Here is a 23,344-nt window from a genome sequence, read left to right as displayed (position 1 = left end):
GGTTCCCTCCCTTGTCTTTCGCATTATCCATTCATATCCATCGGTTTCTTGCGAATGTAAGAATTCATCGTCGTCTTCATCCATTGGATGTCCTCCCGGGTAATGAGCAGCCGGGGTAGTTTAACTTTTAAGGTGTACTTTATATTGAGAACAATGAAGAAGAATCGCAGGATTGCTGATGACAACATCGCTATCCCTGCTCCGAGTAAGCCAAACTTAGGGATGAGCAGGAACAACATTGGGATAACCAAGAGTAAGCCAAAACCTTGAAGCATCGAAACAATTTTCGGCTTGCCTAGCGCCATAAAGGCCTGCGCCAGAATGATCGTCCCCCCGCTAATAGTCACTTCAAGGAGCAACAAGCGAAACACGGTTAATGCCGCATTGAAGTCTTTGCCGTACATCAACGGAATTACTAAAGGGGCTAAGAGCATCAGGACTACTCCGCCAAGCATGGTGAAAGTCGTACTTATGCGAAAGGCTTTGAATGTTAACTCAACGGCCTGTTCTTTTGACAGCTCAGAAGCCTTGGGAAACAGTACGATAGTAATCGAGCTTGAGAAAAAATTGACCATTCGCGATAGACTCACAGCCACTACATACAGCCCCAGATCAGCAGGTCTTAACAAACCGGCAATTACGATCTGATCGATATAATAAGAGAAATTGCCAAGCAAGTCATTGCCGTAGGAACCAAGCCCGTAAGTAAACAATCTTTTTAAATTCTGATAGGCCCCTCTCATCTTCACCTTATAGGTACGAAGCAAGGAAATCGTCATTCCGATAAACAGCGGCGCTCCAGGAAGAAGATAGGCAACTGCAGTTGTAAATGGATTCATCCGATCCAGCGCGATCAATATCCCGATCATCGTCAGTGTAAGCAACGGCACTAGATAGCGAATCCAATTAAACCTCTTGTATTCACCTCTGAATTGAAAAGCTGCATTGTTAATTTGAGAGATCACTATAATCGGACACAGAATCATAGACCACTGAGCAAAGGTCACGACCTCCGGACTGAAGGATTTCAGCCAATAAGGCAAGACCACGATACCAATAATCATCGCTATGACCCCAAAAATGATACCCAGCAGCAATGCCATTCGATAAAGCACTCCGGCATCCTCCGGGTTTTTCTTAGCGTTATAAATCAGAGCTGATGGAATCCCAAAGCTCATGCTAAAGGCCAGAAACTGTGACCAGTTAATCATTGCCGTCTGTTCCCCACGTCCTGTCGGTCCAAGATAACGGGCGGTCAGTACACCCGTTAACATGTTAATCAGTAGGATCATGACACTGACAAACATTGTCTTCACGGCTGCCGAGCTGTTATCCTTACTCTTCGCGAACAATCTAAAAGATGACCAGATTGTTCTAGCGGGGAGAGATTTTGCATTCAATTGCTGCATACGGTGTTCCCTTCCTTCTACTTTGTGTAATCTCCCTTGCGCTGAGGCCAAGACCGATCAGCATCCAGATTAAGTATCCCTTGAGTCCGGGAAACCCATTATCTGATACCAAACTGACTATCGCACCGGTCCAAGTAGCAAGAGCAAGTCGGGCGTATGGCTGCAATTGGTCCCTGCTGATTACTCTAGCGAATATCTGTTTGACAACTGCGCCTAAAGCTCCGAAGAAGAAAACAGCACCCAGAATACCAAAGGTAAGCAGTAAGGCGATAACTCCGTTATCCATAATTCCGTACTCTCCAAGCTCGCCGTCATTACCAAGCTTAGTCCCTTGGCCTACACTACCGATTCCCTGACCTACTGGATTGGCGGCGACCATCGGCAACATGTTTTGCCATAAGCTTAGCCGTTCATTATAAGAGTGATCTTCCTGAACAGAAGAAAGTGTCTCTACCCGAGCAACCAGTCCTTCGGCGCCAGGCAATTTTGGCACAACCCAGAACAACGCAGCAGCCACAAAAACTAATTGGATCAAGGTTTTCCACTTTCCCTTAGAAGGAGAGGTTCCAATATACATGAGCAGCATCACCAGGAGTATCAGCCATGCCGCACGTACCAAAGTAGTCAGCAGGCAGATTACAACTAGCAGAACGCCGATCCAGCGCAATGTTCCCCGCCATTTTTTCTCCAGTATCATCGGAACTAAAGCAAACGCTAAGAATGTTGCAGCTGGTCCGGGCGAATTTAGCGTAGAGAACACTCGGATTTCCAATGGATATGGATTTCCGATGGACATCATATCCGCATGTTTCATCCAGAACACATCCCAAGGTGGCACCGTTAAATACTGAACAATCCCGTAAATGGCAACTAGGACTGCAATATTGGCAAAAGCGGTAAGCAGTCGATCGATATCCTTCGGCTTGAACTTCGTGACGGCAAAGTACGGCAATAACAGCAGTGGCACAATATAATTCGCTAAGTCATAAACTGAACCCATGCCATTCTTAGCCAAACCGATTAAAGCACCATAACCCAGTGCTACTGCGAACATTAACATGATCCGCGTGGAGGCTTTTTGAATATTATGAATCTCCTTCAGCAGCGGAATAATCAAGGTTACACCGGTTAACAAGGGTGCTAAGCTCAGCAAGGATACAGAGTGATACACTCCTTCTGACCAGTCAGCAATGCGGCGCAGCTCTGGAGCTACTGCCCAGATTAGCAAGGTATAAGCAACCAGCATTTTCGGTCTAAGTATGGCTAGCAAGAAAGCCGGGAATAGGATGGCTGAGAGAATGGCTCCCTGCAGACTGTTCGATGAACTCAGCATCGCACTGGAGAAGCCGATGATCAGCGGAAGAGAGACACCTGCAGCTGCAGTCCCCCCTATTAATCCAACTGTCTTGATGAACCTAAGTGATGGGGGCGTAAATACACTCATTCCAAGCCTCCTTCCTTCACCTTATCCCGCTTACGCAGTTCCTTAAGTAATAAAAGTAGAAATTGTGCATCATCCACAAGATATCTTTTCCAGAGCCGGCCCGGCTCCTGGCTTAGCCGCCAGAACCATTCGAACCCTGTTTTTTGCATAAAGCTAGGCGCTCGTTTCACTGAGCCTGACAGAAAATCAAAGGTCGCTCCCACTCCGATCGATATCGGAGCTTGATAAGAGGTATAGTGGCGGTAAATCCACTTTTCCTGCTTAGGCGCTCCTACACCAACAAACACGATATCTGGCTGGCACTCTGTCAGCATTTCTATAATGCGTTCATTCTCCTCCTCATTGTGTTCGAATCCATAGGATGGAGAATAACAGCCAACCACATTTATTCCGGGATGCGCTGTTTTCAAATTCATCGCTGCCCGTTCCGCCACGCCTTCAGCTGAGCCTAAGAAGAACAGCCGGTACTTCCTTTGCTCAAAGGCGTTGCCCAATCGATTAAATAGATCCGCGCCGGATACCTTCTGCTTAAGCGGCTTGCCTAGCATTTTGGATGCCCAGATCAGTGGCATTCCGTCAGCAACAACTGCGCCTGCCTTCGAATATACCGTTTGAAATTCTTTATCCTTACGAAGCTTGATCACATGATCTACATTGCAAGTGAGGATATAAGACTGATTCCTCTCCTGAATGGTTTTATCAATGTAATCAAGCAAATCCATGAAATCATAGTTATCAAAATTGACATCGAACATATTCACTTGATTCATCGTATCACTTCTTTTTGTGGGGAATCGGTTGGCTGTGAAGATCGATACAGGCAGTTCAGGTACCAACAGAACGGAATAATAAATTGGACCGTCGACAGCGTGTTATCGGAGAATGAGTAGATTAAAAACGCTGCAATAAATAACAGATAATAAGGTTTGATCGGCGGAGCCAATGCTCTGTACACCAGAATAAATACAGCCAATAAAGAGAACATCAACAGAATAGCGCCAATATATCCCCCATCGAAGTAAAAGCGGATATACTCGTTGTGCGGAACTACAAAACCCTTATACAATGTTCCATCATTTGCTACCGTCACTGCTCCAAGCCCTCTACCAGACCAAGGAGAGTCCGCAGCCTTGTTTAAGAAATACTCCCATGCCTCTGACCTTCCTGATAAATCAACAGCCGTATCTGTCTGTCTCTCAAAGGAACGTTTCTCAAAATTATCGAGCTGCCAGAAAACGGCGACCATAATCAGGAAAAATGCACCCATCAACGGAATTAGCAGATAGGTTCTGCCCTTCAAATATTGGCGGAGAATATCATAGAAGTAATAGAGAACGGTAAGTCCAAGTGCCAATATAGGCCCTCTTGTTCCTGTTCCAATCAAGATAAAGAAATTTAGAACTAACATGATATAGAAAAAGCGTGCTTGCTGCGGATTCCGCTTCACCTCAATAAATGGAATCGCTACTCCCATAAAGGCCAGCATTGCTAGATGCGCAGGAATATTAGCCCCCTGAATCCGTACAGCGCCTGTATACTCGATGTTGAGAAAATTATGAACATGCGCAAGCTGCAGCAACAAACCAACCACTACACTAACAAGGGGAAGCATACAGATAATTTTGATTTGCATCTCGGCTACATTCTTTTTCCAGTTGATTAATAAAAATACGAATGGAATGGATAGACCGATAAAAGCTTTAACTGCAATGGATGAGGTCATTTCCGGCAGCCAGATCGAAGACCCAAAGGTAATCACCAGCAGCGCTACCATTGCCCACAAGGGGTGACTCAGACGAAACCGCAAGCCATTGACCAGAATACAAGGAACAAGCAGCATCACGATAACCAATTTATAAAGGGACAGTATCTCCATTCCGAACATGCTGCCATCATATAAAAAGTTAATCGATATTGCCGTCGTGATTAGAACGAAATAACTGATCAGTTCAGGCCGTGAAATTGAGATTCCCAGCAAAATAATCAGAAGCACGGCAGCTATCGCAATCATCGGCTGGTAGATGACCGCCGTTCCAAAGAACAGGGCCGACATGAGATAGAGCATCCCGTATGGCAAAACATTTAATTTGGAGCCCCACTCAAAATTTGTCATATTAATCCCTCACCCCGCTGCGGAATGCCTCTCCCGATTGAGAATCATATGAAGCGTTCCACGAATACTCTCCAGCCTGCATTTGTTCAAAAGCCTTCTTCCTTTACTTCTTGAGAGGATAGAATCAGCCAGGATATACACGAGCTTAGCGGCTGTCTTTCCCACTAGAAGCAGCTTGCCTTTTAGTCCTTCGCTTTTCATAGCGTTAGAGATGCCTTGGCTATAATAGCGCCTCATAATCCAATCTTCCGTTAAACGGGCCGCCGGAACGAAATGGTCAACCGCCATTTCCGGATGGTAGAGGATGGAATGCCCTTCTTTTTGAATCTGTCCGAATAACCAGGTCTCTTCACCGGAGAGCAGAGAATCACCCTTTCTTCCGAGATCTAGGGGAAAAAGACTGATGTCGAATACGAGCTTCCGCATCGCCATATTGGCCCCACAAGGATGAAGTTGCTTGGGATATTCCTTAATCCGGCTACCTAAATCAACAATCGTGTACGGAAGCTCAAAGGGTTTAATCAACCATTCCGGACGTTTACTTTCAAATATCGGAGCGATTTTGCCTCCCATAGCCATGACCTCCGGTTTACTCTCGAAAGTACTGACAATCGTTGTTATCCATCGCTGGCAAGGTATCGCATCATCATCGAGAAAGGCAATCAGCGGCGATTTGGAAGCCAGAATTCCTGTATTTCTAGCCGCTGAAAGCCCCTGCATCGGCTCCATCATGTAGCGGATATTCACATCAGCTCCATGCTTTCCTATAAACTTTTTGACGCAAGCTTCAGTATCATCCTTGGAACAGTTATCCACAACAATGATCTCCGCCTGCTCTAAGTGATCTAGCTTTAAAAGTGACTGAAGCGTCTTGATCAATAAAGGTGCTCTGTTGTAGGTACAGATGATAATGGAAAGCTTAGGAACGTCTCCGTATTCACGCATCGGCATTCACCTAATTTCCACATTATTAATAAGCATCTTTTGAACCGAGTAACATCAGTCCGGTTTTAGCAATGATTTTTAGATCCAGCATGGTGCTCCGAATATGGATGTAGGTTAAGTCCAGCTGTACCATTTCGTCGAAGCCGACACTATTTCGGGCATTTACTTGCCAATATCCGGTACAGCCTGGTGTAACCGTCAAACGCTGTTTGTCATATTCCGTATACTGAGCCACCTCTTCAGGCAGCGGAGGACGAGGACCGACCAGACTCATTTGACCTATCAGCACATTCCACAGCTGAGGTAGCTCATCGATGCTCGTCTTGCGCAGGAATCTCCCTATCTGTGTGATCCGCGGATCGTTCTTAATCTTGAACATGGCACCGCTCACTTCGTTATAGGCCATCAGGTTTTCTTTTAACTCCTCAGCGTTACTAACCATGGATCTGAACTTATACATCGGGAACTGCTTTTCATTCTTCCCAACCCGGTTTTGCCGAAAGAACACCTTTCCTTTCGGATCCTCCAGCTTGATCAGAATCGCCACGACAACAAATAATGGCATTAACACGAGAAGACCAAGAGCGGAAAAAAAGATATCGATCATCCGTTTCATTATCAAATAGGACTCCGCTTCTTTCCTTCTCTCATCGGTATGCAGCATGTAAAGTTTCGGCAGGACCGCCTCGTAGTCTTCCGGCAGTTTTTGCATGCTCATCCTCCTCATCTAAAATTTTGCGAACTCAACTTAACTACTCAAGCTGGTTTGTCCCATTTTATTCAGCCATTCCGCCATTGCATCCATCACCGGATAGCGCAAATCTTCACTTTGCAGTGCAAATTCAAGTGTTGTCAAAATATATCCAAGCCGCTCGCCGACATCATATCTTGTTCCGTCAAAATTATAGGCATATACCCGTTCGCTCTGATTCAGCTTCTGAATGGCATCTGTCAACTGGATCTCTCCGCCAGCGCCTTCTTCCATCAAATCGAGATACTTAAAGATCTTTGGAGTAAACACATAACGGCCCATGATCGCCAGATTAGAAGGTGCCGTACCTAGTGGCGGCTTCTCTACAAAATTGTTAACCCGATACAATTTACCGTCCTGCAAATCCGGTTCAATAATACCGTAGCGATTCGTGAATTCATCAGGAATCTCTTGAACTCCGATAACCGAGTTTTGTGTTTCTTCATATTGATCGATCAGCTGCTTAAGGCAAGGTACGGCTCCTGTGACGATATCATCGCCTAACATGACACCGAATGGCTCATCTCCGATAAACCGTCTTGCACACCATACGGCATGCCCCAGACCCTTCGGTTCTTTCTGGCGGATATAGTGAATTTCTACCTTGGCTGAACGTTGAACCTCTTTAAGCAGATCCAGCTTTCCATCTTCCAGAAGCCTAGACTCCAGCTCAAACGCATTGTCAAAATGATCTTCAATGGCTCTTTTACCTTTACCAGTAACAATGATGATATCTTCAATACCGGAAGCAATAGCTTCCTCCACAATGTATTGAATGGTTGGTTTATTGATAATCGGAAGCATTTCTTTAGGCATGGCTTTCGTTGCAGGAAGAAAGCGCGTACCTAGTCCTGCCGCGGGTATGATTACTTTTTTTACCTTTTTCATCGCACTTTACCTCCTAAAAGTTTTGTGAGCATTAGCTTCAATGATTTGACTTCGTACAAAACTCACTTCGAAAGCATAAACTTAAGTTTTGTGAGCATTAGCTTCAGTGATTTGACTTCGAGCAAAGCTTACTTCGAAAGCATAAACATTTACTTCGCCTGGTTCATGGCAATTCCGATTAGATTAGAGCCGGTCTGTTCAAGCAGCGTCTTCGCTTTGCGGATCGATTCCCGTTTGGACTTTCCGTATCTGGCCACCAGGATCACGCCGTCCGCTTGAGGTGCCAATATACGAGCATCACTGAAATCGACTGCCGAAGGAGAATCCAGCAGGATCAGATCGTAGTTTTCTTTTAGTTCCTCAAGCAAAGCGGTCATTTTAGGGTTGCCCAGCAAATCCGGCGGACTAACATGCGTTTTACCCGCCGGGATGACCGAAAGATTGGCCAAATTTCCGAGGACAGCGATGTTATCCGCTTCCTCTTGCCCACTTAAATAAGCCGCAAGCCCGTCACTACCCTCTACTTCAAACACTGTATGAAGACCGGGATGTCGCAGATTGCAGTCCACCACCGCTACCTTCTTGCCATCCTGGACGAAAGACACCGCTAGATTTGACAAAATCGTCGTCTTGCCTGCTCCAGCTTCTGCTGACGTAAAGAGTAGCACTTTTCCTCCGCTACCCTGCGCTATTCCAAGCTGGCGTATATATGTGCGTAGCGATCGGAACGATTCCGAGATATGCGAGGATGGATTAACATCCGTAACCAGACTCTTATTTAGCCGCAACATAAGCACCCTCCTTCACTCTTGTGTTGCCGCCTGCTGCCTTACCCAAATCGCGTTTACGAATGGTTGCGATCGAAGCAATTACCGGAAGACCAAGGTCATATTCCGCTTCCTTTTCAGACCTTAATGTGCCGTTAAGAGTTTCCATCAGCAAAATAATTCCTAGGGCTGCCATAAGCGATACAACAAAGCTGATGATGAGATTCATCGCAAACCCGCCGTTCGAGGGCCCTGGAACATCAGTCGGATCGGCCGGTGTCAGCAAGGTCACATTGTCTACCCTCATCAGCGATGGCAATTCACGAATGAATGTCTGCGAAACCGCATTTACGATCCCGGCAGCTTTGGTGTAGTTTTCATCCTGAACATTGAGGTTGATCACCTGGCTCTTCTCTGAAGTTTTAATCTCAAGCTTCTGACTTAGTTCATCAGCCGTCAGACCAAACTCCGGGTGATTTTCTATTACGCTTTTCATGATGGTCGGTGATTTCATAATTTCCTTGTAACTCTCAATTAAATTCAGGCTAAAGCTCAAATCGTTAAGATTGTTGCTCTCGGGAGCCTTGGCAATATTGTTGACAAGCAGCTGTCCGGAAGCGGAATAGACGGGTTCAACGAAGTTTTTACTAACGTAGTAAGTCGTAGCACAGGAGATCAAAACGAACACCATGATGAGCCAAAACCTTTTTTTAATCAGGTTAATGTAATCCAGAATCGTCTTTTCCACAGTAACCCTCCTTCCGCTAAAATTACATTCTGAAAGCATTCATGAAAGTTTCAGTTGTTGCTTTAATTCTATCAATCCACACCATTCGCCACATGGCTCATATCATCACTTTCCTCTTCACTTTGGAGTAAGACGTTGTACTCCTTAAGAGGGGGGTGAGGTATACTTTAGCGCCATATTTAGGGCTAATTTAAGTTTTGACGCACAAAAAAACACGGACATCGAGTCCGTGTTTATGTACAATGCTTATAAATTATTTCAACTTTCACTCATAAGACATTTCATATTTGGTCAATCCGACAGCATTTGCGTAAAGCGCTGCCTGTGTACGATCTGCCACCTGTAATTTCGCTAAAATCTGACTGACATGCTTTTTCACTGTAAATTCACTAATAAAAAGACGTGAGGCAATTTCTCTGTTGCAAGCGCCCTGTCCTAGTTCGATTAAGACTTCCTTCTCTTTCGGGGTCAATTCATCTGTCGGACTGCTTTCACTCATTCGCATCTTATCTTCCATCAGACCAGGATCATAATACTTTCTTCCTTTATGGACCAACTGGATAGCAAATAGTAACTCTTCTGGCAATGCCTCTTTCAGTACATATCCGTCTACCAGCACTTCCTCAGCTTTCAGAAAATCCTCTCTGCTTGCAGATGATGTCAGCAGAATAAACTTACTAACGATTCCACGAGCACGCGCTTTCTTGATGACATCAAGTCCTGATTCATCCGCTAGCTTAAGATCAATGAGTACAAGGTCAGGCTGCGTCTCCTCAATCACAAGAAGCGCTTCTTGGCCGTTCGTCGCCTCTCCAGCAAACTTCACATTCGGTTGCATCGAAATAACGGATGCCAGCCCTCTTCTAACTAGAGGATGATCATCTACAATGACGATTTTCATTAGAAACGACCTCCCGCCCTAAAGTTTATGCATTCTTTAATTCAGCTACACCCACAGGAATGGAAATCAAGATTCTCGTTCCCATATTTTCATTACTGGACAGCTGGAAGTCGCCACCTAGCGACTGCGTCAAATATTGCATATTCTTCATGCCAAGCCCACTCGCACTATCTTCGGATTCAATCCATAACAAATCAGTATCAAAACCAACACCATTATCACAAATCAATAATCGAATCCAAGTCGGCTTCAGAGACAGTTCTACATCCACTCGACTGGCAGCACCATGCCTGATGGCATTACCAGTGGCTTCGGAGATAATCCGAAAAAGCGCTTTGTGGTAAGGATAAGGGAGACTGAAATCATCTCCCGTTATTTTTAATTCAATATCAACATCATTTAATCTGGATAAGCTCTTTAAATGTGATCTTACCATACCGAGCCATGTAGGCCCGCCACTCTTCTTGGAGCTAAGACTGTAGATCGTGATCCGCAGTTCTTTAGCAACCTTTGTAGCAGAGTCATGAATAAGCTCAATTTGTTCTTCTAGCTCATGATCTGACATTCTCTTCCACGATTCCTTCAGCGAATGCGTCGCATACACAATACCAAAAAGGCTTTGGGATACACTGTCGTGCATTTCATCCGCAATCCGGTTCTGTTCGTTCGTGATGATCAACCGGTTCTCAATCACACCAAGCTCATGCCTTTCAAGAATATTCGCACTTAGCTCAGATAAGAATATCAATTGTTGAATATACCATCTGCGGCCTTCCAGCCCCTCTGTAGACTCCAGCTTGAGTCCAATCATCCCTACAAATCGGGTGCTCATCCGTACAGGCATTAGCAGGAAATCTCCTAATCCCGGAAGATTTCTAAAAATAGGCTCTCGCTGCAATCTCCATTCATGTTCATGTTTTCCCAGTTCTGAGAATAAGAACTGTTCCTCTTCCTGCTGCCAGCCGGTCTGCCTGCTCTGCGGTGCTGGTTCTCCGCTTTTCTTGGCGAACCAAAACAAAGCCTTATCTAGCTTCGTTAGCTTAACAACATAATCGGTGATCACTTGACCGATATTCATGAAATCATGTTGGCTTGAGGTTTCCACGATATGGTACAGCGATTTGATATGCTCCATCGTCTCTTTCGTGCGAGCATTCGATTCTTCACGTTGCCGCTTCATCCGATTAACGATCTGCATTATTATAACCGTAAGTACCAGTGTTAGAAACAGATTCCCATTTACAAATACAATTTCCAAAAAAGTTTTGTTCGCAGAATTGATAAAAAAATAACAGAGCACCGCAAAAATACTGATGTAACTTAAAAGCAGCGACCATCCAAAATAAATGGACAATGAGCCTGCAGCAATCAATACAGGGTTTAGCACATAGAGCCTAAAGGAACTCTCGTACCCACCGGTAAACAAAGTCAATGCAATAATTCCCACCATCTCTATACTAACAGCCAGGACGAGAGTCTTTGGCCTGCTTCGTAACCTCCGATAAAAAAATGAGAACGTTTGTGCAAACAGAAAGAGTATGGCAATAACAAGGGATTTATAAATTACGGAAGGTCCCGTTTTATCTAGAAGATACATGAGCGATGTGAGGGACAAAGAGAAGTACCTGTAATACTCAATCAGTTTGTCTTCTGCAGTTGGTTTGATTTTCATCCCACCACCCTATTCTCCAGTTTTTTTGGAAAATGCGAGATTGTACTGTGCTCGATAAAAGCATCATACATGAGAAAAATCACAATAACAAGCTGACATTTCCCATGTTTGCGCTTCCATTTGAAAAATAGTTACAAAAAATTTATTATTTTTTTAGAAGATTTTATACCTAAAATTTGTCATTTCATCCACTATAGTTATAAAGAACTAACGTATTTATGTAATATTAATCCATAATTTTTAACATATCTCATAAAACGACAACAATTATATAATTATAACAATTCACATTGGGACTCTAGTAGTATGATGTCGATTTAAATGTTACTACGACAAAGCTGTGGCGCAATCCCCATATATTTTTTAAATAAACGCGAAAAATAGAATGGATCATTATAATGAAGCATGCCCGATATTTCTTTTACTTGTAATGGGGTATTTAGAAGCAGCTTTTTGGCCTCAGCCATTTTAAGACGGTGAATATATTCATGAAGCGGATACCCGCTACTACGCCGAACAAGACGACGAAGGGTAGACATCGAGATATGATGTTTTGCCGCAATTTGCTCTAGGTCCATTTCACCATAAATGCATAAATTCAGGTCCTCCCGAATCTGACGCATATAATCTGCCTGAGCATTCCAACTTTTTTCTTCTATTATAAAAGAACACTCCAATAGCATCCTTTCAACGAGTAGTGCGGCCCGATCCGCATCTGCAGGTTCTCCACTCTCCATTCGTTGTAGTACCTCTTCAAATAAGGTCGAAAGACCCATGATCGAATTCGCTTGGAACACATTCCCGCCAGCGATTAGACCCGACTCCAGCCATTCCGATACACGTGTCCCATTAAAATTAATATAATATTCATCCCAGCTCCCTCCAGGTGGTGGACCGAAATTGTAACTGTATCCTGGGCGAAAAAAGAATAAGCTGCCTTCACGCACCTGCTGTTCTTTCCCCGAAGTCTCCATATAGGTGCCACCACCTGATACTATGTAAACAATAGCCCAGTGTTCAAAAACTACGCCTGAACGGAATAACGTTCTTCCAGGCAAATGGCCGGCTTGTCCTACTCTAATATTTTTAAGCTTCAGCTTAGAGGACTCAACCTTCGGATCAATAATTCGTATTGGATATGGACTGATCATATAATCCATGCGCTTGGACATTATAGACATTCCCCCCTCTGTTTAGTAGTGATAAGGTTATTGTGAAGTTGATCATATTCTACATGAATAAGAGGTGTCCACGCTATGCTTAATCATTCTACACTACTGCTTCTGCCTAATCCGCGTGAAATCACATTGTCACAGGACTCATACCGTTTCCCAATAAGCGGAAGCATTGTGCTTCCTAGTACGGGAGAGGAAAGTTCAATGCCTGCTGCACAAAAGCTGCAAGCTGTGATTAAACAAGCCTTAAATCTTCATTTGACCTTATCTATTGGCACACGTCCAACGGTCGTATCCGCTTGTATCTTTAGCTATGTGCCGTCATTATCTGAGCAGGCATACGAAATAGTTGTTGATCAGAGCGGTATCGTTGTCTCCTATAGCTCACCTGTCGGTGCCTTCTACGCAGTAGCCACTCTGAAACAAATCATTGAACAAAGCGGCAGATCTATTCCTCATCTGCATATTCGCGATGAACCTGATTTTGGAGCGAGAGGGATAACCGTTGATATCAGCCGCAATAAAATTCCAAAGCAAGAAACCTTGTACCGAATTATTGACCTTATGGCCGATCTGAAGATGAACCAGCTTCAGCTATATATAGAAGGTACGCCGTTCGCGTACGAATCTTTCCCTCAAGTGTGGGAGCTTGAGACTCCAATCACAGGAGAGGAAATCCTGCTTCTAGATGCCTACTGTAAGGCGCGTTATATTGAGCTTGTTCCAAACCAGAACAGCTTTGGACATATGGAAGGCTGGCTTTCCCGTCCTGAATTCAATGCTTTAGCCGAAATTCCAGAGGGATTTATGCTTCCCAAGGAATTGTACATGGGGGATGTATATCCAGAGGGACTATTTATGCATCCCGGTACGTTTGATACCGAAGATCCTGCCGTGCTCCCTCTGCTAGAAAAAATGTTCGACGATCTGCTTCCATACTTCTCCTCTAATCAATTTAATGTAGGCTGTGATGAGACGTATGAGCTTGGTCTTGGCAAAAGCAAAGCGCTGGCTGAATCACAAGGTAAAGGTCAGATCTATTTATCTTTTCTTCAGAAGATTTATGAGCTTGTTACGAAACGCGGCAAGACGATGCAATTCTGGGGTGATATTATTATCCAACATCCCGAACTGATCCCTCACCTGCCTAAAGATATTATTGCTATGGAATGGGGTTACAGTGCGGAACATCCTTTTGAGTCGGATACCCTCAAATTCCGTGAAGCAGGTATTCCTTTCTATGTCTGCCCAGGTACCAGCTCATGGAACTCCATTACAGGGCGTAGCGACAATATGTTTGCCAATCTGCGTAGTGCAGCTATTCATGGCAAAAATAATGGTTCTATCGGCTATCTCATTACCGATTGGGGTGATCACGGGCATTGGCAGCATCTCCCAATCAGCTACACTGGATATGTTTATGGTGCTGCGCTTTCCTGGAATGTAGAGAACAATCTAGATGTAGACACTGCAAAATATTTAAATACATTCATCTTCGTGGATCGTTCCGAGGGTATTGGTCAACTACTCCTTGATCTCGGCAATTACTATCAGCTTGAATCCGAGATTATTCGTTCAAATGATACGGAAATGTCCCTGCTTCTTCGTACTAATCTCGACAATTTGTTAATTGTAGAGAAACTTACCGAAGAGCATTTCAACAATCTCGAAGAATACATGCTCTCTATCGAGGCACGTCTCTCGGGGCTTGATCTTCAATGTGATGATGCTGATCTTGTTCTTAAGGAACTGAGTAACGGAATCCATTTTGTGAAGCACGCTGTGCAGCTTGGAAGAATTAAACTGCAGCTGGCATCCGCGCCAGATTCGATTGACCCTAATCTGATTACGGAGCAAATCAATGATTTGAATGTTCTACTTCATCAATATCGTCTATTGTGGACCGAGCGCAACCGACTCGGTGGCTTAGATCAAAGTATTTGGAGACTTCTACGTCTTAGAGGTCAATACGAAGCATTGAAATCGAAGTAATTTCCTCATCCTAGCTGCAATTGGCGAGTCGAACGTTGAATTTAATGTTTCCGACTCGCTATGCGCAGCTCTTCATATTGATTTTCAAGCATTTCCCGCTCCCGCTTTTCATGCTTTTCTCTGCCGATTCCCTCTTTCATGCTTTCCTCATCCTCATAGATTTGCCACAGATCAGAGAACAAATAATCTTTGATTTCTACTGTTTTTCCATTCAATATCCCATTGGTCCAAATAAGTCCCGCAGAGGTACGCATCACAATGCGGCCGTCTGGCGTTTCAGCCTTTTGCCCCATTCGAATAGTCATAAGCATTTGTCCAAAAGTAAAGCACTCCATTCGTCCTTAAACCTCCTAAATTTTAGTTGTAATGGAATAAAGAGAAGGATATAATCAGGGCGAAAGAACCAGTTTTTTGCAATTTTATTGTAGGAGGGATGCAATGGATTGGCTAAATGATTACGAAGAAGAACTCCGCTTAGTATTTCAAGAAAGTAGAAAGATTATCTCCGAATTTCCTGAGCCTCTAAATTCACAAGGCATGTCCTATCTTGAACATTTTAACGTATTCAATGCGGAAAGCCACAAAAATTACATATGTTATCTATTACCCTTTTGGCTTCAGAAAAGCTGTGGGCTCTCAGCAGAAATTACCCGTCAAATGTCGATGGGCAATGTCTTCTTCATGCTATATTTTTTCATACAGGATGACCTGATGGACAGCAAAGAATCCTCTACATACGAAAGATTACCTTTAGCGAACCTACTCTATGTTGAATTTTTGAATATCTACAGACTTTTATTTCCGAATGACTCCTCTTTCTGGACATCGTTCAATCGTTATATCGCTCAATGGGCAGACAGTGTTAGTAATGAAACCACCAGTGATTATTTTCTTAATGATCGGATCAAGATCCCTTATAAAGCCAGTCCGCTCAAACTATCCAGTACCGCTGCCCTTCTGCTATCTGGTAAGGATTCTCTTGTACCGCAGTCTGAGGAAGTGATCGACTCTGTTCTACTTACACTGCAAATGCTTGACGACTATGAAGACTGGAACGTAGATTTATCAGAAGGCAGCTATAATTGTCTCCTCTCACTCACACGAAGCTATCTATCCACTGATAAAGCAACCACACTCACATCAAAAGAGGTCGAATTCTTCCTGTTTACAGCAAACGGACTACGTACCTATGCTGAGCTAGCGCAGGATACGCATCGCAAAGTAATGGCTTCCAGCTTAGATATACCTCATCTCCTAGCATTCCACTCCATGTTGGTGACGAACTTACAACAGATCTCAGATTCTATAGAAGCAGAAAAGCAGCTTTTACAAGGTGGAGGCTTGTTTTATTATTTGTCAAAAAATATACAATAAATCTATTATTTTGTAATAAAAAGAATAGATTTAGCACAATTGCTATGTTATATTATTAAAGGTAAATATATACATTTTGGAAAGGGTGATTATTATGTCAGAAGCAGTTCTTAGAAATCAAGTCATTCAAAAGGCATGGGAAGATCCAAGTTTTAAGCAAAGACTACTCGCAGATCCAAAAGCAGCTCTCCAAGAAGCGCTAGGCGTAATCATTCCCGACAGCGTTACCTTGAAAGCCGTTGAAGAAGGTTCAAATGAATTCTATCTTGTAATCCCACCAAGTCCATCATCAGATGTATTGAAAGCAACCGCAGCACCACGCGGTTCTTGGTAAGACAGCAGGATTAACCTCATAGGGAGTAGGAATCATCCGGAGCTTCTGCCAATGGCAGTATGGTAATGGATTCGGTTCCTACTCCTTTTTTGCTTGTAAATCTCACTTCACCTTGCATAGCTTCAATGATGCGAAAGGTGACCATCAATCCTAAACCTGTTCCTTTATTTTTCTTGGTGAAATATGGTTCTCCGAGTCGGTGCAGAACATCAGGGTCCATTCCTTCCCCGTTATCTTCGATGTGAATAATCACTTTATTATCTTCACCGTACACCGACATATAAATGAACCCTTCTTCACTGAATGATTCAATGCTGTTCTTGATAATGTTAATGAACGCCTGCTTAAATTTCGAGGAATTTCCTTTTACCCATAATTGGCCGGATACATCCAGAATCATTTTTCCTCCATTGATGTGACACAAGGGCTGCATAATACTCTCAATATGCTTGAATTCATCATATAAATTCAGACTAGAGATTGTCTCAAATTCTGGTTTAGCAAAGGTTAAGAAATCTGTAATAATATTGGATGCACGATCTAGTTCACTTAGGGCCATTGACATATAAATTTGCTCTTCGTTAACGGACTTCTCGCTAAGCAGCTGAAGAAATCCCCGGGTGACTTGTAGTGGGTTTCTTACTTCATGAGCTACGGATGCAGCAAGCTCGCTAATGATCTCCATTTTTTCCGAACGCTCCAATTCATTGTTGAAACGCTCTAGTTCTCTAGAGTAATTAACAACCTGTTGATGGTTATAGGCTAATCTTCGTTCCAGAATTACGATCAAGGAAATAATGAAAGCAACTAGCCCCCACTTCCACAAGAACAAATCATAATTCCCTTTTTGGATGTAATACCATAATAGCTCTGCAACTACAGTAAACGCAGCGGTTCCAAACCCAATGGCAAACACAATAGCATCTTTATTTCCTTTAAGAGAGAACATAACCACACATGCGATCAGCAGGATGAATTGGAGGATAAAGATAACCCCTATAATGGTGGTAGAAATAAAATAATAGAACTCAATAAAGCGATTATTTGATAGGAGATTGATTAAAAGACATAACAAACAAAAAGAAGAGTAAAGTACTTGAAATTGACGAAATTTTCGAATGATACTGAATTTACCACTACCGAATAATTTCTCAAATAAAAAGGTAAGCGCTGGGAGAAGTGAAAAAAGGGCTAAGTCTAGGCAAACGTTACTAATTGGCCCCAATTTATTATAAAAGGTATAGATGAAGGGGGAGTAGGTTATAGAAAGGATTCCGGTAGCCGCTATAACCACTGCTAGTGAAGCAACACTGGAGAAATAATCTCTGTTTATGTATAGAGCACTTATAAATAGAACGATAGCCACCAGAAAAAATGCGCAGCCCAAAATCACATCACTTAGTCCATTCTCAATATATTCATTAATTAATTGACTATGTTCACCGATCATTACACTTTTTTTAATTCCAATTCTGTCTTGCATGGTTTCTGTCCAGATATATAGTGTTTTCCCGTTATCTTCTTTACTTAAAGGCAACAGCAAAGAATAGTTATCCTTGATATATTTACGATTTTCCTCGAAGATCAAACGATCCTCCACATACACTCTCACATGAAGAGCATATAAAGTATCGATATACACCGAAGGAGACACATAACTTAAATCGGGTAAGGAAATGCGGGTCCAAGAAGAGGATACTCCTGAAGGTAACTCTGGGAGTTCCTTCTTAGAATTTACGTTCATCCAGCTTTGCTGGCCTTCACTCCACGGAATCTCTTGTCCTGCATTTCCTGTTTCATCCCCCCATTTCATTTGCCACTTTGTAATTTCTTGGGATGGATTTGGGTTCGCTGCCGATACAATAATAGAGCCACAACCTATCAGGAGGAGTGAAAGGGTGATTGTAATGTGGAGTATTCTAACCATCAAGCGCATATAGGCACCTCAGAAGGAAGTTTCAGAAACAATATTCTGTGTGTTACTACTTCGCTCACTATGCTACCCTTTCCTTCTAAAAAACGGAATAATCATTAAATTCTCCTAATTTTTTCTAGCCGTTGGCAATTTAATGATAATCTCCGTTCCTTCCCCCTTCTCACTATGAAACTCCGTTGTCCCTTCCATCGCCTCAATTATTCGGAAGGTTACCATAAGTCCAAGTCCTGTTCCTTTTGTTTTATTAGAGTAATAGGGCTCACCCAATCGGGCCAGTTCACTACCATTCATCCCTTCTCCATTATCACGTACACTAATCATTACATGGGCTTCGGATTTCCAGGCCGTAACTCTAATAAGTCCATTATCCTGCAAAGCTTCGATGCTATTTTTTATAATATTAATAAACGCTTGTTTAAATTTGGCAGATGATCCAATTACGCAGAGTTCCGACTGCAGGTTGAGTTCAATGACTCCCCCTTGCAAATTCGCAAGCGGAGCGAGAATACCCGACACATGCCGTAACTCCTCGGATACATTAAGCCTCTCAATGGTCTCTAGCCCTGGCTTAGCAAAGGTAAGGAAGTCTGAGATAATAACCGTAGCTCTATCCAGTTCTGCGATAGCCATCTGCATATATTCCCTCTCCTTATAATCTGAGCGTTCTCCTAGGATCTGAAGGAAACCACGGGTTACCTGTAAAGGATTCCGTACCTCATGCGCTACAGAAGCTGCCAATTCACTTATAATCTCCATTTTCTCGGAACGCTGTAAATCATTATTAAACGTCTCAAGCTTACGAGAATATTCAACGAGTTGTTCATGGTTTCTCGTAAACCTTCTCCCCAGAATGACGATTAAGGATAATACGAAAACCATCATCCCCCACTTCCACCAATATAATTGATAGGATTCTCTGGATATGTAGTATACGATCAATTCGACAAGAGATATAAATGCAAAGATTGTAAATCCTGTAGTAAAAACAATAGCATCCCCATTGCCGCGATAAGTATGAATAAACGCTAAGCTTACCAATAATATAAATTGCACAATCATAATGATGCCTAGAATATCAGCAGTCATGAATCTATAAAAGTCTTCCAGCTGATACGACAGAAGGATATTAATAACCATTAGTGAAAGACAGAATATAGAATAAACCAATTGAAACTTACGGAATCGGGTGACGATTTGTTTTTTCCCTGAACCGAATATTTTCTCAAAATAAAAGGTTACTGATGGCAACAAGGTGTACAATGCTAAATCAAAGAATACAAGCACGATTTTCCCATAATCCCCGAGGATGATCGGCAAAAACGAAGAATACGTAACCACTATGACTCCAATGGATAAGAGAATTAACACCAACAAAAATCCGGCCGTAAAAAATCCTTTTCTCAAGAATAATGAACAAATAAACAGGACAATAGCTATAAAGATAAACGTCATCCCAATGATGATATCCATTAAGCCCTGCTTCACATAAATGGACAACAGCTCACTGTAGCGATCTACTCTTATTTCGCCTTCTATTCCTAAATCTTTGCTTCCTCCGTGTGTCCATATGTATAGTTCCTTCCCTCCATCTTCTGTGGATAAAGGAATTAGAATTTTGCTGCCGTTGAAATTGTATTTATTCTCAGAATCATATACTAACGCGTTATTCACATAAGCTTTGACGCTATTTCCATATACCTTATTAATGAATAACGCGGATTTCTCGCTCATTTGCGGCAAAGAAAACCGGAGCCACGCTGAGGATGTACCTTTTGGCGTCTCTGGTTTGTGATTATGAGGCGTTACGCGAATCCATTCATCATCTGAAGCTGCTACAGCTTCTTCTACAGTCTCTGCTTCTGTATTTCCAAATCTAATCTCCCAACTTGGCAGCGCAGAGTCTGATGATCCAGCACTCACTATCGCCGCACCGTAAGGCACTATTGCTGTTAGCAATAGAAATAATAGCAAAGTAGCCGCTATCTTTGGTTTTGGCAACTTCATCGTAGCACCTCAGTAATTCATTAGTTGTTTAAATGATCATATATGATTCTTAATTTCGACAACCTTCGCACTATTCCTGCCTATTCTTGTAAATTTTCTCGAAAAAAGACGTTATTTATCGGCGTTATTTCCCTGATTATTTATAAAACGATTCGATCATAGGCAATCGGGTAAAGATACATATGAGAAGTCCAAATCTTAACCTACCGAGGGAGTGAACGGCTATGGAAGATACACCTAATAAAACTGAAGCCGATTTTGCATATGAACGTTATATACAAGCTGATATTGATGTAGAGGATGTTGTCAATGAAGATGCCGACCCCGTGTTGGTTGGCGATAAATATTTGGCGGCGGATATTGGTTTAAACCAACCTGAGGAAACACTCGAAAGAAATGACTTACTGGAATCCGATGCATTCCTCGCCGCTGAAACGGCAGGACTAACAAGTAGCGATAATGCTGAGGACGAGGAGCTGCTAGAATTGGAAGAGGAGGATCCGCCATTGGAAGATATTCCTGATGCAGATGAGGTGTATCCTGGATCCATCATCGACCCTGCTTCACCACCAGTAGATGGCATGCCTGGAACGGACGTCTTAAATGGATCACAGGGAGATTAGACTATATAAAGCCGCCGGGCTAGGATCCGGCGGCTTTATTTGTTTTTCAATATGAGCACTTTCTTCATTAAGGGTTACTCTTGAGCAGCCGGTTATTCTGCTGAACGCGCTGCTGCAATTTGAGAATCCAGCTTACGGGTCTTAACCAATACCGCTGCTACAAGCAGCATCACCCCATTGATCACAAACACCCAGCGGATCTGGATAAAAGCCCCAAGTAAGCCGCCTATAATAGGACCGGCCATTGTCGCGAGTTGAGATGCCGCTTGGTTGAGACCAAAAGCACGTCCGCGAAACCCGGGCTCAATCACTTGTACAATCATTGCATTTACAGATGGAAGCACACCTGCATAGAACAAGCCGTAGGCAAAACGAAGAACGGCGAATTCCACATACCCTGTAACAAAGAATTGCAGAATATTACCGATACCTCCACCGATTAATCCAATGAACAAGATCATCCCGAAGCCCTTCCGGCTTCCGATTCTCCCCCATTGCGGAGCCATTAGCACAGTAGCAATACCCACAGCGGAGAATACAATTCCTGAGCTTAGCGAGGCGCTGCTTTTGGCGATTCCCATGTCTAGTAGATGTATCGGAATAAGCGGCTCCAGAATCATAACAGAAAAGGTGCTTATCCCCGCCAGCGATAGCAAAGTCATAAATGCGCGATTGCTTCGCGCTTCCTTGATATCATCACTTACATGAGACCTCGGAGCAGATCGGTCAAAATTCTCTTCTTTAGCAAAAAAAGTAGCAATAAGTGCCGAAACGAGTACAATACCTGCTGAGAATAAAAAAGCAACCCGATTGCTTGTATAAAAGCTCACTACACCGCCGATCAATGGACCAATGATACTGCCCGTTGCTCCGGCTGTAGACATAATACTCAGCGCATAACCGGTCTTATCCTCAGGTGTGTTCGTAGCCACCATGGCTATCGCAGCCGGAACAAATCCAGCAAGCAATCCTTGTAGTACGCGCACGATCAGAAAGACGTAAGGATCATGCACGAAGTAATTAATCAGATATAAGGCTGCCAAACTGAAGCCCGAGCGAATAAGCATCGGCTTCCGACCATATTTGTCGGCGAGGGAACCCCAGTAGGGAGAAATTAAAGCGCTGGCTAGAAAGGTTATGCCAAAGCTAACCCCAGACCAAATTTCCAAATGATTCGTAACCCCAAGCTCGTCACTCAAAAAAATAGAGAGGAATGGAATAGAGATCGAATACGCCGTACTACAAAAAAAGACACCCACCCAAAGCACGATCAAGTTCCGTTTCCATGAAAAGCGCATGATCTACACATCCTTTCTTGATGTTCTCGCGGAAACATTCCTATTATTGTAAACCTCTTTTGAGAATGTGCCAATCCCACATGTCACAACTGACCTTTGCATGTAATGGGACAAAGAGGTTATTATGAGAAGTACCTACGAGATTATTCAAGAAAAAGGAGAGATTGATTAGTGAAGTCTACACGAGCAAGATCTGCTATCCTAATGATCATGTTATGCCTGGTGATGGTTATTGCAGCAGGTTGCGGTAATAAGCCTACCAATAACAATGCCAGCAGGAATAATGGAAGCAGCAGTGGAGCAGCAGGAAATAACGCAAGCAGCGAGACAAATGCTGCGGCTAACGAAGGACTCCCTTCAGCTACAGCAAGTCACCCCATTGTGACCATTGAGATGGATAACGGAGGCATCATCAAAGCCGAGCTTTATCCTGAAGTTGCCCCTAACACTGTGAACAACTTCATCTCACTGATTCAAAAAGGATTTTATGACGGCACCATATTCCATAGAGTGATCCCTGACTTCATGATTCAGGGCGGTGACCCTGATGGTACCGGTATGGGTGGCCCAGGATATAGCATCGCTGGAGAATTCTCTGGAAACGGGTTTACTAATAACCTGTTGCATACGGAAGGTGTTCTGTCCATGGCAAGATCGCAGGCTCCAGATTCTGCCGGTTCCCAGTTCTTTATTATGGATGCAGCTTATCCTAGTCTAGATGGAAGCTATGCCGCTTTTGGTAAAGTTACCGAAGGCATGGACGTGGTTAAATCCATTGTTAGCTTGAAAAGAGATGGTTCTAATCGTCCGGAAGAGCCACCAGTGATGAAGAAAGTAACCGTCGACACACTGGGCGTCACTTACCCAGAACCACAAAAGGTACAATAACAAGCAAAAACGCCTTCGGCGTCCTTAATGGACGCCAACGGCGTTTTTGCTTGTGAAAGACTAATGAAAGTACCTAAGCGTC

21 protein-coding genes are annotated in these 23,344 nt (G+C 43.3%); 5 read left to right on the top strand and 16 right to left on the bottom strand.

Going from position 1 to position 23,344, the window contains the following annotated elements:
- Window positions 1–23 precede the first annotated feature (23 nt).
- The 12 genes from MKY19_RS04710 to MKY19_RS04655 form a co-directional block, all read right to left on the bottom strand.
- Entirely contained in the window at window positions 24–1,409 is a 1,386-nt protein-coding gene (locus MKY19_RS04710) for an oligosaccharide flippase family protein (protein ID WP_339268995.1), read from the bottom strand.
- Window positions 1,375–2,853, bottom strand: coding sequence for an O-antigen ligase family protein (locus MKY19_RS04705; RefSeq protein ID WP_076299139.1), 1,479 nt, complete (start codon window positions 2,851–2,853; stop codon window positions 1,375–1,377). The genes MKY19_RS04710 and MKY19_RS04705 overlap by 35 nt, the downstream gene beginning before the upstream one ends.
- Complete coding sequence (locus MKY19_RS04700) at window positions 2,850–3,623, bottom strand: WecB/TagA/CpsF family glycosyltransferase (protein WP_042124436.1); 774 nt, start codon at window positions 3,621–3,623, stop codon at window positions 2,850–2,852. Before MKY19_RS04700 ends, MKY19_RS04705 begins: the two co-directional genes overlap by 4 nt.
- The gene (locus tag MKY19_RS04695; RefSeq protein WP_339800770.1) at window positions 3,620–4,966 is read right to left on the bottom strand and encodes an O-antigen ligase family protein; all 1,347 of its coding nucleotides are present in this window, start codon (window positions 4,964–4,966) and stop codon (window positions 3,620–3,622) included. The genes MKY19_RS04700 and MKY19_RS04695 overlap by 4 nt, the downstream gene beginning before the upstream one ends.
- A gap of 9 nt (window positions 4,967–4,975) precedes the next feature.
- Complete coding sequence (locus tag MKY19_RS04690) at window positions 4,976–5,911, bottom strand: glycosyltransferase (RefSeq protein ID WP_339268993.1); 936 nt, start codon at window positions 5,909–5,911, stop codon at window positions 4,976–4,978.
- 25 nt (window positions 5,912–5,936) lie between these two features.
- A complete protein-coding gene (locus MKY19_RS04685) occupies window positions 5,937–6,629 on the bottom strand; it encodes a sugar transferase (RefSeq protein WP_042124430.1) in 693 nt (230 codons plus the stop codon).
- Window positions 6,630–6,659: 30 nt separating this feature from the next.
- Window positions 6,660–7,550 carry a UTP--glucose-1-phosphate uridylyltransferase GalU gene (gene galU, locus MKY19_RS04680; RefSeq protein WP_042185171.1) on the bottom strand — a complete coding sequence of 297 codons (891 nt, stop codon included), beginning with the start codon at window positions 7,548–7,550 and terminating at the stop codon, window positions 6,660–6,662.
- A 149-nt stretch (window positions 7,551–7,699) separates the two neighbouring features.
- Window positions 7,700–8,341 (bottom strand): CpsD/CapB family tyrosine-protein kinase, encoded by a 642-nt coding sequence (locus MKY19_RS04675; protein ID WP_042185169.1) that lies wholly within the window; start codon window positions 8,339–8,341, stop codon window positions 7,700–7,702.
- Window positions 8,325–9,065: a Wzz/FepE/Etk N-terminal domain-containing protein gene (locus tag MKY19_RS04670; RefSeq protein WP_076283895.1), complete on the bottom strand. Its 741-nt coding sequence runs from the start codon at window positions 9,063–9,065 to the stop codon at window positions 8,325–8,327. Before MKY19_RS04670 ends, MKY19_RS04675 begins: the two co-directional genes overlap by 17 nt.
- A 265-nt stretch (window positions 9,066–9,330) precedes the next feature.
- Entirely contained in the window at window positions 9,331–9,966 is a 636-nt protein-coding gene (locus MKY19_RS04665; protein ID WP_042185164.1) for a response regulator transcription factor, read from the bottom strand.
- A 25-nt stretch (window positions 9,967–9,991) separates the two neighbouring features.
- Window positions 9,992–11,638, bottom strand: coding sequence for an ATP-binding protein (locus MKY19_RS04660; RefSeq protein ID WP_042185158.1), 1,647 nt, complete (start codon window positions 11,636–11,638; stop codon window positions 9,992–9,994).
- A 317-nt stretch (window positions 11,639–11,955) separates the two neighbouring features.
- Window positions 11,956–12,810, bottom strand: coding sequence for an AraC family transcriptional regulator (locus MKY19_RS04655; RefSeq protein WP_076283894.1), 855 nt, complete (start codon window positions 12,808–12,810; stop codon window positions 11,956–11,958).
- 84 nt (window positions 12,811–12,894) lie between these two features.
- Between MKY19_RS04655 and MKY19_RS04650 the strand changes: the two genes are divergently transcribed.
- Window positions 12,895–14,805, top strand: coding sequence for a family 20 glycosylhydrolase (locus tag MKY19_RS04650; RefSeq protein WP_339800763.1), 1,911 nt, complete (start codon window positions 12,895–12,897; stop codon window positions 14,803–14,805).
- A gap of 41 nt (window positions 14,806–14,846) precedes the next feature.
- On the opposite strand, the gene MKY19_RS04645 is transcribed toward MKY19_RS04650, so the two are convergent.
- Window positions 14,847–15,140, bottom strand: a complete 294-nt coding sequence (locus MKY19_RS04645) for a hypothetical protein (protein ID WP_339268986.1) — start codon at window positions 15,138–15,140, stop codon at window positions 14,847–14,849.
- A 103-nt stretch (window positions 15,141–15,243) separates the two neighbouring features.
- Between MKY19_RS04645 and MKY19_RS04640 the strand changes: the two genes are divergently transcribed.
- A complete protein-coding gene (locus tag MKY19_RS04640; RefSeq protein WP_339268984.1) occupies window positions 15,244–16,179 on the top strand; it encodes a hypothetical protein in 936 nt (311 codons plus the stop codon).
- 94 nt (window positions 16,180–16,273) lie between these two features.
- Window positions 16,274–16,513, top strand: coding sequence for an NHLP leader peptide family RiPP precursor (locus tag MKY19_RS04635; protein ID WP_170880314.1), 240 nt, complete (start codon window positions 16,274–16,276; stop codon window positions 16,511–16,513).
- A gap of 16 nt (window positions 16,514–16,529) precedes the next feature.
- Here MKY19_RS04635 and MKY19_RS04630 read toward each other — a convergent pair whose 3' ends face one another.
- On the bottom strand, window positions 16,530–18,440 hold the full coding sequence (locus tag MKY19_RS04630; RefSeq protein ID WP_339804170.1) for a HAMP domain-containing sensor histidine kinase: 1,911 nt from the start codon (window positions 18,438–18,440) through the stop codon (window positions 16,530–16,532).
- A 114-nt stretch (window positions 18,441–18,554) separates the two neighbouring features.
- Window positions 18,555–20,453: an ATP-binding protein gene (locus tag MKY19_RS04625; RefSeq protein WP_339800756.1), complete on the bottom strand. Its 1,899-nt coding sequence runs from the start codon at window positions 20,451–20,453 to the stop codon at window positions 18,555–18,557.
- Between the two features lie 224 nt (window positions 20,454–20,677).
- On the opposite strand from MKY19_RS04625, the gene MKY19_RS04620 reads away from it, so the two are divergent.
- Window positions 20,678–21,076 carry a hypothetical protein gene (locus MKY19_RS04620; protein WP_339800753.1) on the top strand — a complete coding sequence of 133 codons (399 nt, stop codon included), beginning with the start codon at window positions 20,678–20,680 and terminating at the stop codon, window positions 21,074–21,076.
- A gap of 92 nt (window positions 21,077–21,168) precedes the next feature.
- Here MKY19_RS04620 and MKY19_RS04615 read toward each other — a convergent pair whose 3' ends face one another.
- Window positions 21,169–22,374, bottom strand: a complete 1,206-nt coding sequence (locus MKY19_RS04615; protein ID WP_076283887.1) for an MFS transporter — start codon at window positions 22,372–22,374, stop codon at window positions 21,169–21,171.
- A gap of 204 nt (window positions 22,375–22,578) precedes the next feature.
- Between MKY19_RS04615 and MKY19_RS04610 the strand changes: the two genes are divergently transcribed.
- Window positions 22,579–23,262: a peptidylprolyl isomerase gene (locus MKY19_RS04610; RefSeq protein ID WP_339804168.1), complete on the top strand. Its 684-nt coding sequence runs from the start codon at window positions 22,579–22,581 to the stop codon at window positions 23,260–23,262.
- The last annotated feature ends 82 nt before the right edge of the window (window positions 23,263–23,344 follow it).

Origin of the sequence: Paenibacillus sp. FSL R5-0744 (assembly GCF_037972555.1) — a bacterium.
GTDB lineage: Bacteria > Bacillota > Bacilli > Paenibacillales > Paenibacillaceae > Paenibacillus_AQ.
Note: the sequence above shows the minus strand (reverse complement) of the source record. Positions and strands in the feature narration are given on the sequence as shown.

Excerpts from the sequence above, each read along its gene's own strand:
- MKY19_RS04710 (WP_339268995.1), bottom strand. The coding sequence starts at position 1,409 with ATGCAGCAATTGAATGCAAAATCTCTCCCCGCTAGAACAATCTGGTCA.
- MKY19_RS04705 (WP_076299139.1), bottom strand. The coding sequence starts at position 2,853 with ATGAGTGTATTTACGCCCCCATCACTTAGGTTCATCAAGACAGTTGGA.
- MKY19_RS04700 (WP_042124436.1), bottom strand. The coding sequence starts at position 3,623 with ATGAATCAAGTGAATATGTTCGATGTCAATTTTGATAACTATGATTTC.
- MKY19_RS04695 (WP_339800770.1), bottom strand. The coding sequence starts at position 4,966 with ATGACAAATTTTGAGTGGGGCTCCAAATTAAATGTTTTGCCATACGGG.
- MKY19_RS04690 (WP_339268993.1), bottom strand. The coding sequence starts at position 5,911 with ATGCGTGAATACGGAGACGTTCCTAAGCTTTCCATTATCATCTGTACC.
- MKY19_RS04685 (WP_042124430.1), bottom strand. The coding sequence starts at position 6,629 with ATGAGCATGCAAAAACTGCCGGAAGACTACGAGGCGGTCCTGCCGAAA.
- galU (WP_042185171.1), bottom strand. The coding sequence starts at position 7,550 with ATGAAAAAGGTAAAAAAAGTAATCATACCCGCGGCAGGACTAGGTACG.
- MKY19_RS04675 (WP_042185169.1), bottom strand. The coding sequence starts at position 8,341 with ATGTTGCGGCTAAATAAGAGTCTGGTTACGGATGTTAATCCATCCTCG.
- MKY19_RS04665 (WP_042185164.1), bottom strand. The coding sequence starts at position 9,966 with ATGAAAATCGTCATTGTAGATGATCATCCTCTAGTTAGAAGAGGGCTG.
- MKY19_RS04660 (WP_042185158.1), bottom strand. The coding sequence starts at position 11,638 with ATGAAAATCAAACCAACTGCAGAAGACAAACTGATTGAGTATTACAGG.
- MKY19_RS04655 (WP_076283894.1), bottom strand. The coding sequence starts at position 12,810 with ATGTCCAAGCGCATGGATTATATGATCAGTCCATATCCAATACGAATT.
- MKY19_RS04650 (WP_339800763.1), top strand. The coding sequence starts at position 12,895 with ATGCTTAATCATTCTACACTACTGCTTCTGCCTAATCCGCGTGAAATC.
- MKY19_RS04645 (WP_339268986.1), bottom strand. The coding sequence starts at position 15,140 with ATGGAGTGCTTTACTTTTGGACAAATGCTTATGACTATTCGAATGGGG.
- MKY19_RS04640 (WP_339268984.1), top strand. The coding sequence starts at position 15,244 with ATGGATTGGCTAAATGATTACGAAGAAGAACTCCGCTTAGTATTTCAA.
- MKY19_RS04635 (WP_170880314.1), top strand. The coding sequence starts at position 16,274 with ATGTCAGAAGCAGTTCTTAGAAATCAAGTCATTCAAAAGGCATGGGAA.
- MKY19_RS04630 (WP_339804170.1), bottom strand. The coding sequence starts at position 18,440 with ATGGTTAGAATACTCCACATTACAATCACCCTTTCACTCCTCCTGATA.
- MKY19_RS04625 (WP_339800756.1), bottom strand. The coding sequence starts at position 20,453 with ATGAAGTTGCCAAAACCAAAGATAGCGGCTACTTTGCTATTATTTCTA.
- MKY19_RS04620 (WP_339800753.1), top strand. The coding sequence starts at position 20,678 with ATGGAAGATACACCTAATAAAACTGAAGCCGATTTTGCATATGAACGT.
- MKY19_RS04615 (WP_076283887.1), bottom strand. The coding sequence starts at position 22,374 with ATGCGCTTTTCATGGAAACGGAACTTGATCGTGCTTTGGGTGGGTGTC.
- MKY19_RS04610 (WP_339804168.1), top strand. The coding sequence starts at position 22,579 with ATGATCATGTTATGCCTGGTGATGGTTATTGCAGCAGGTTGCGGTAAT.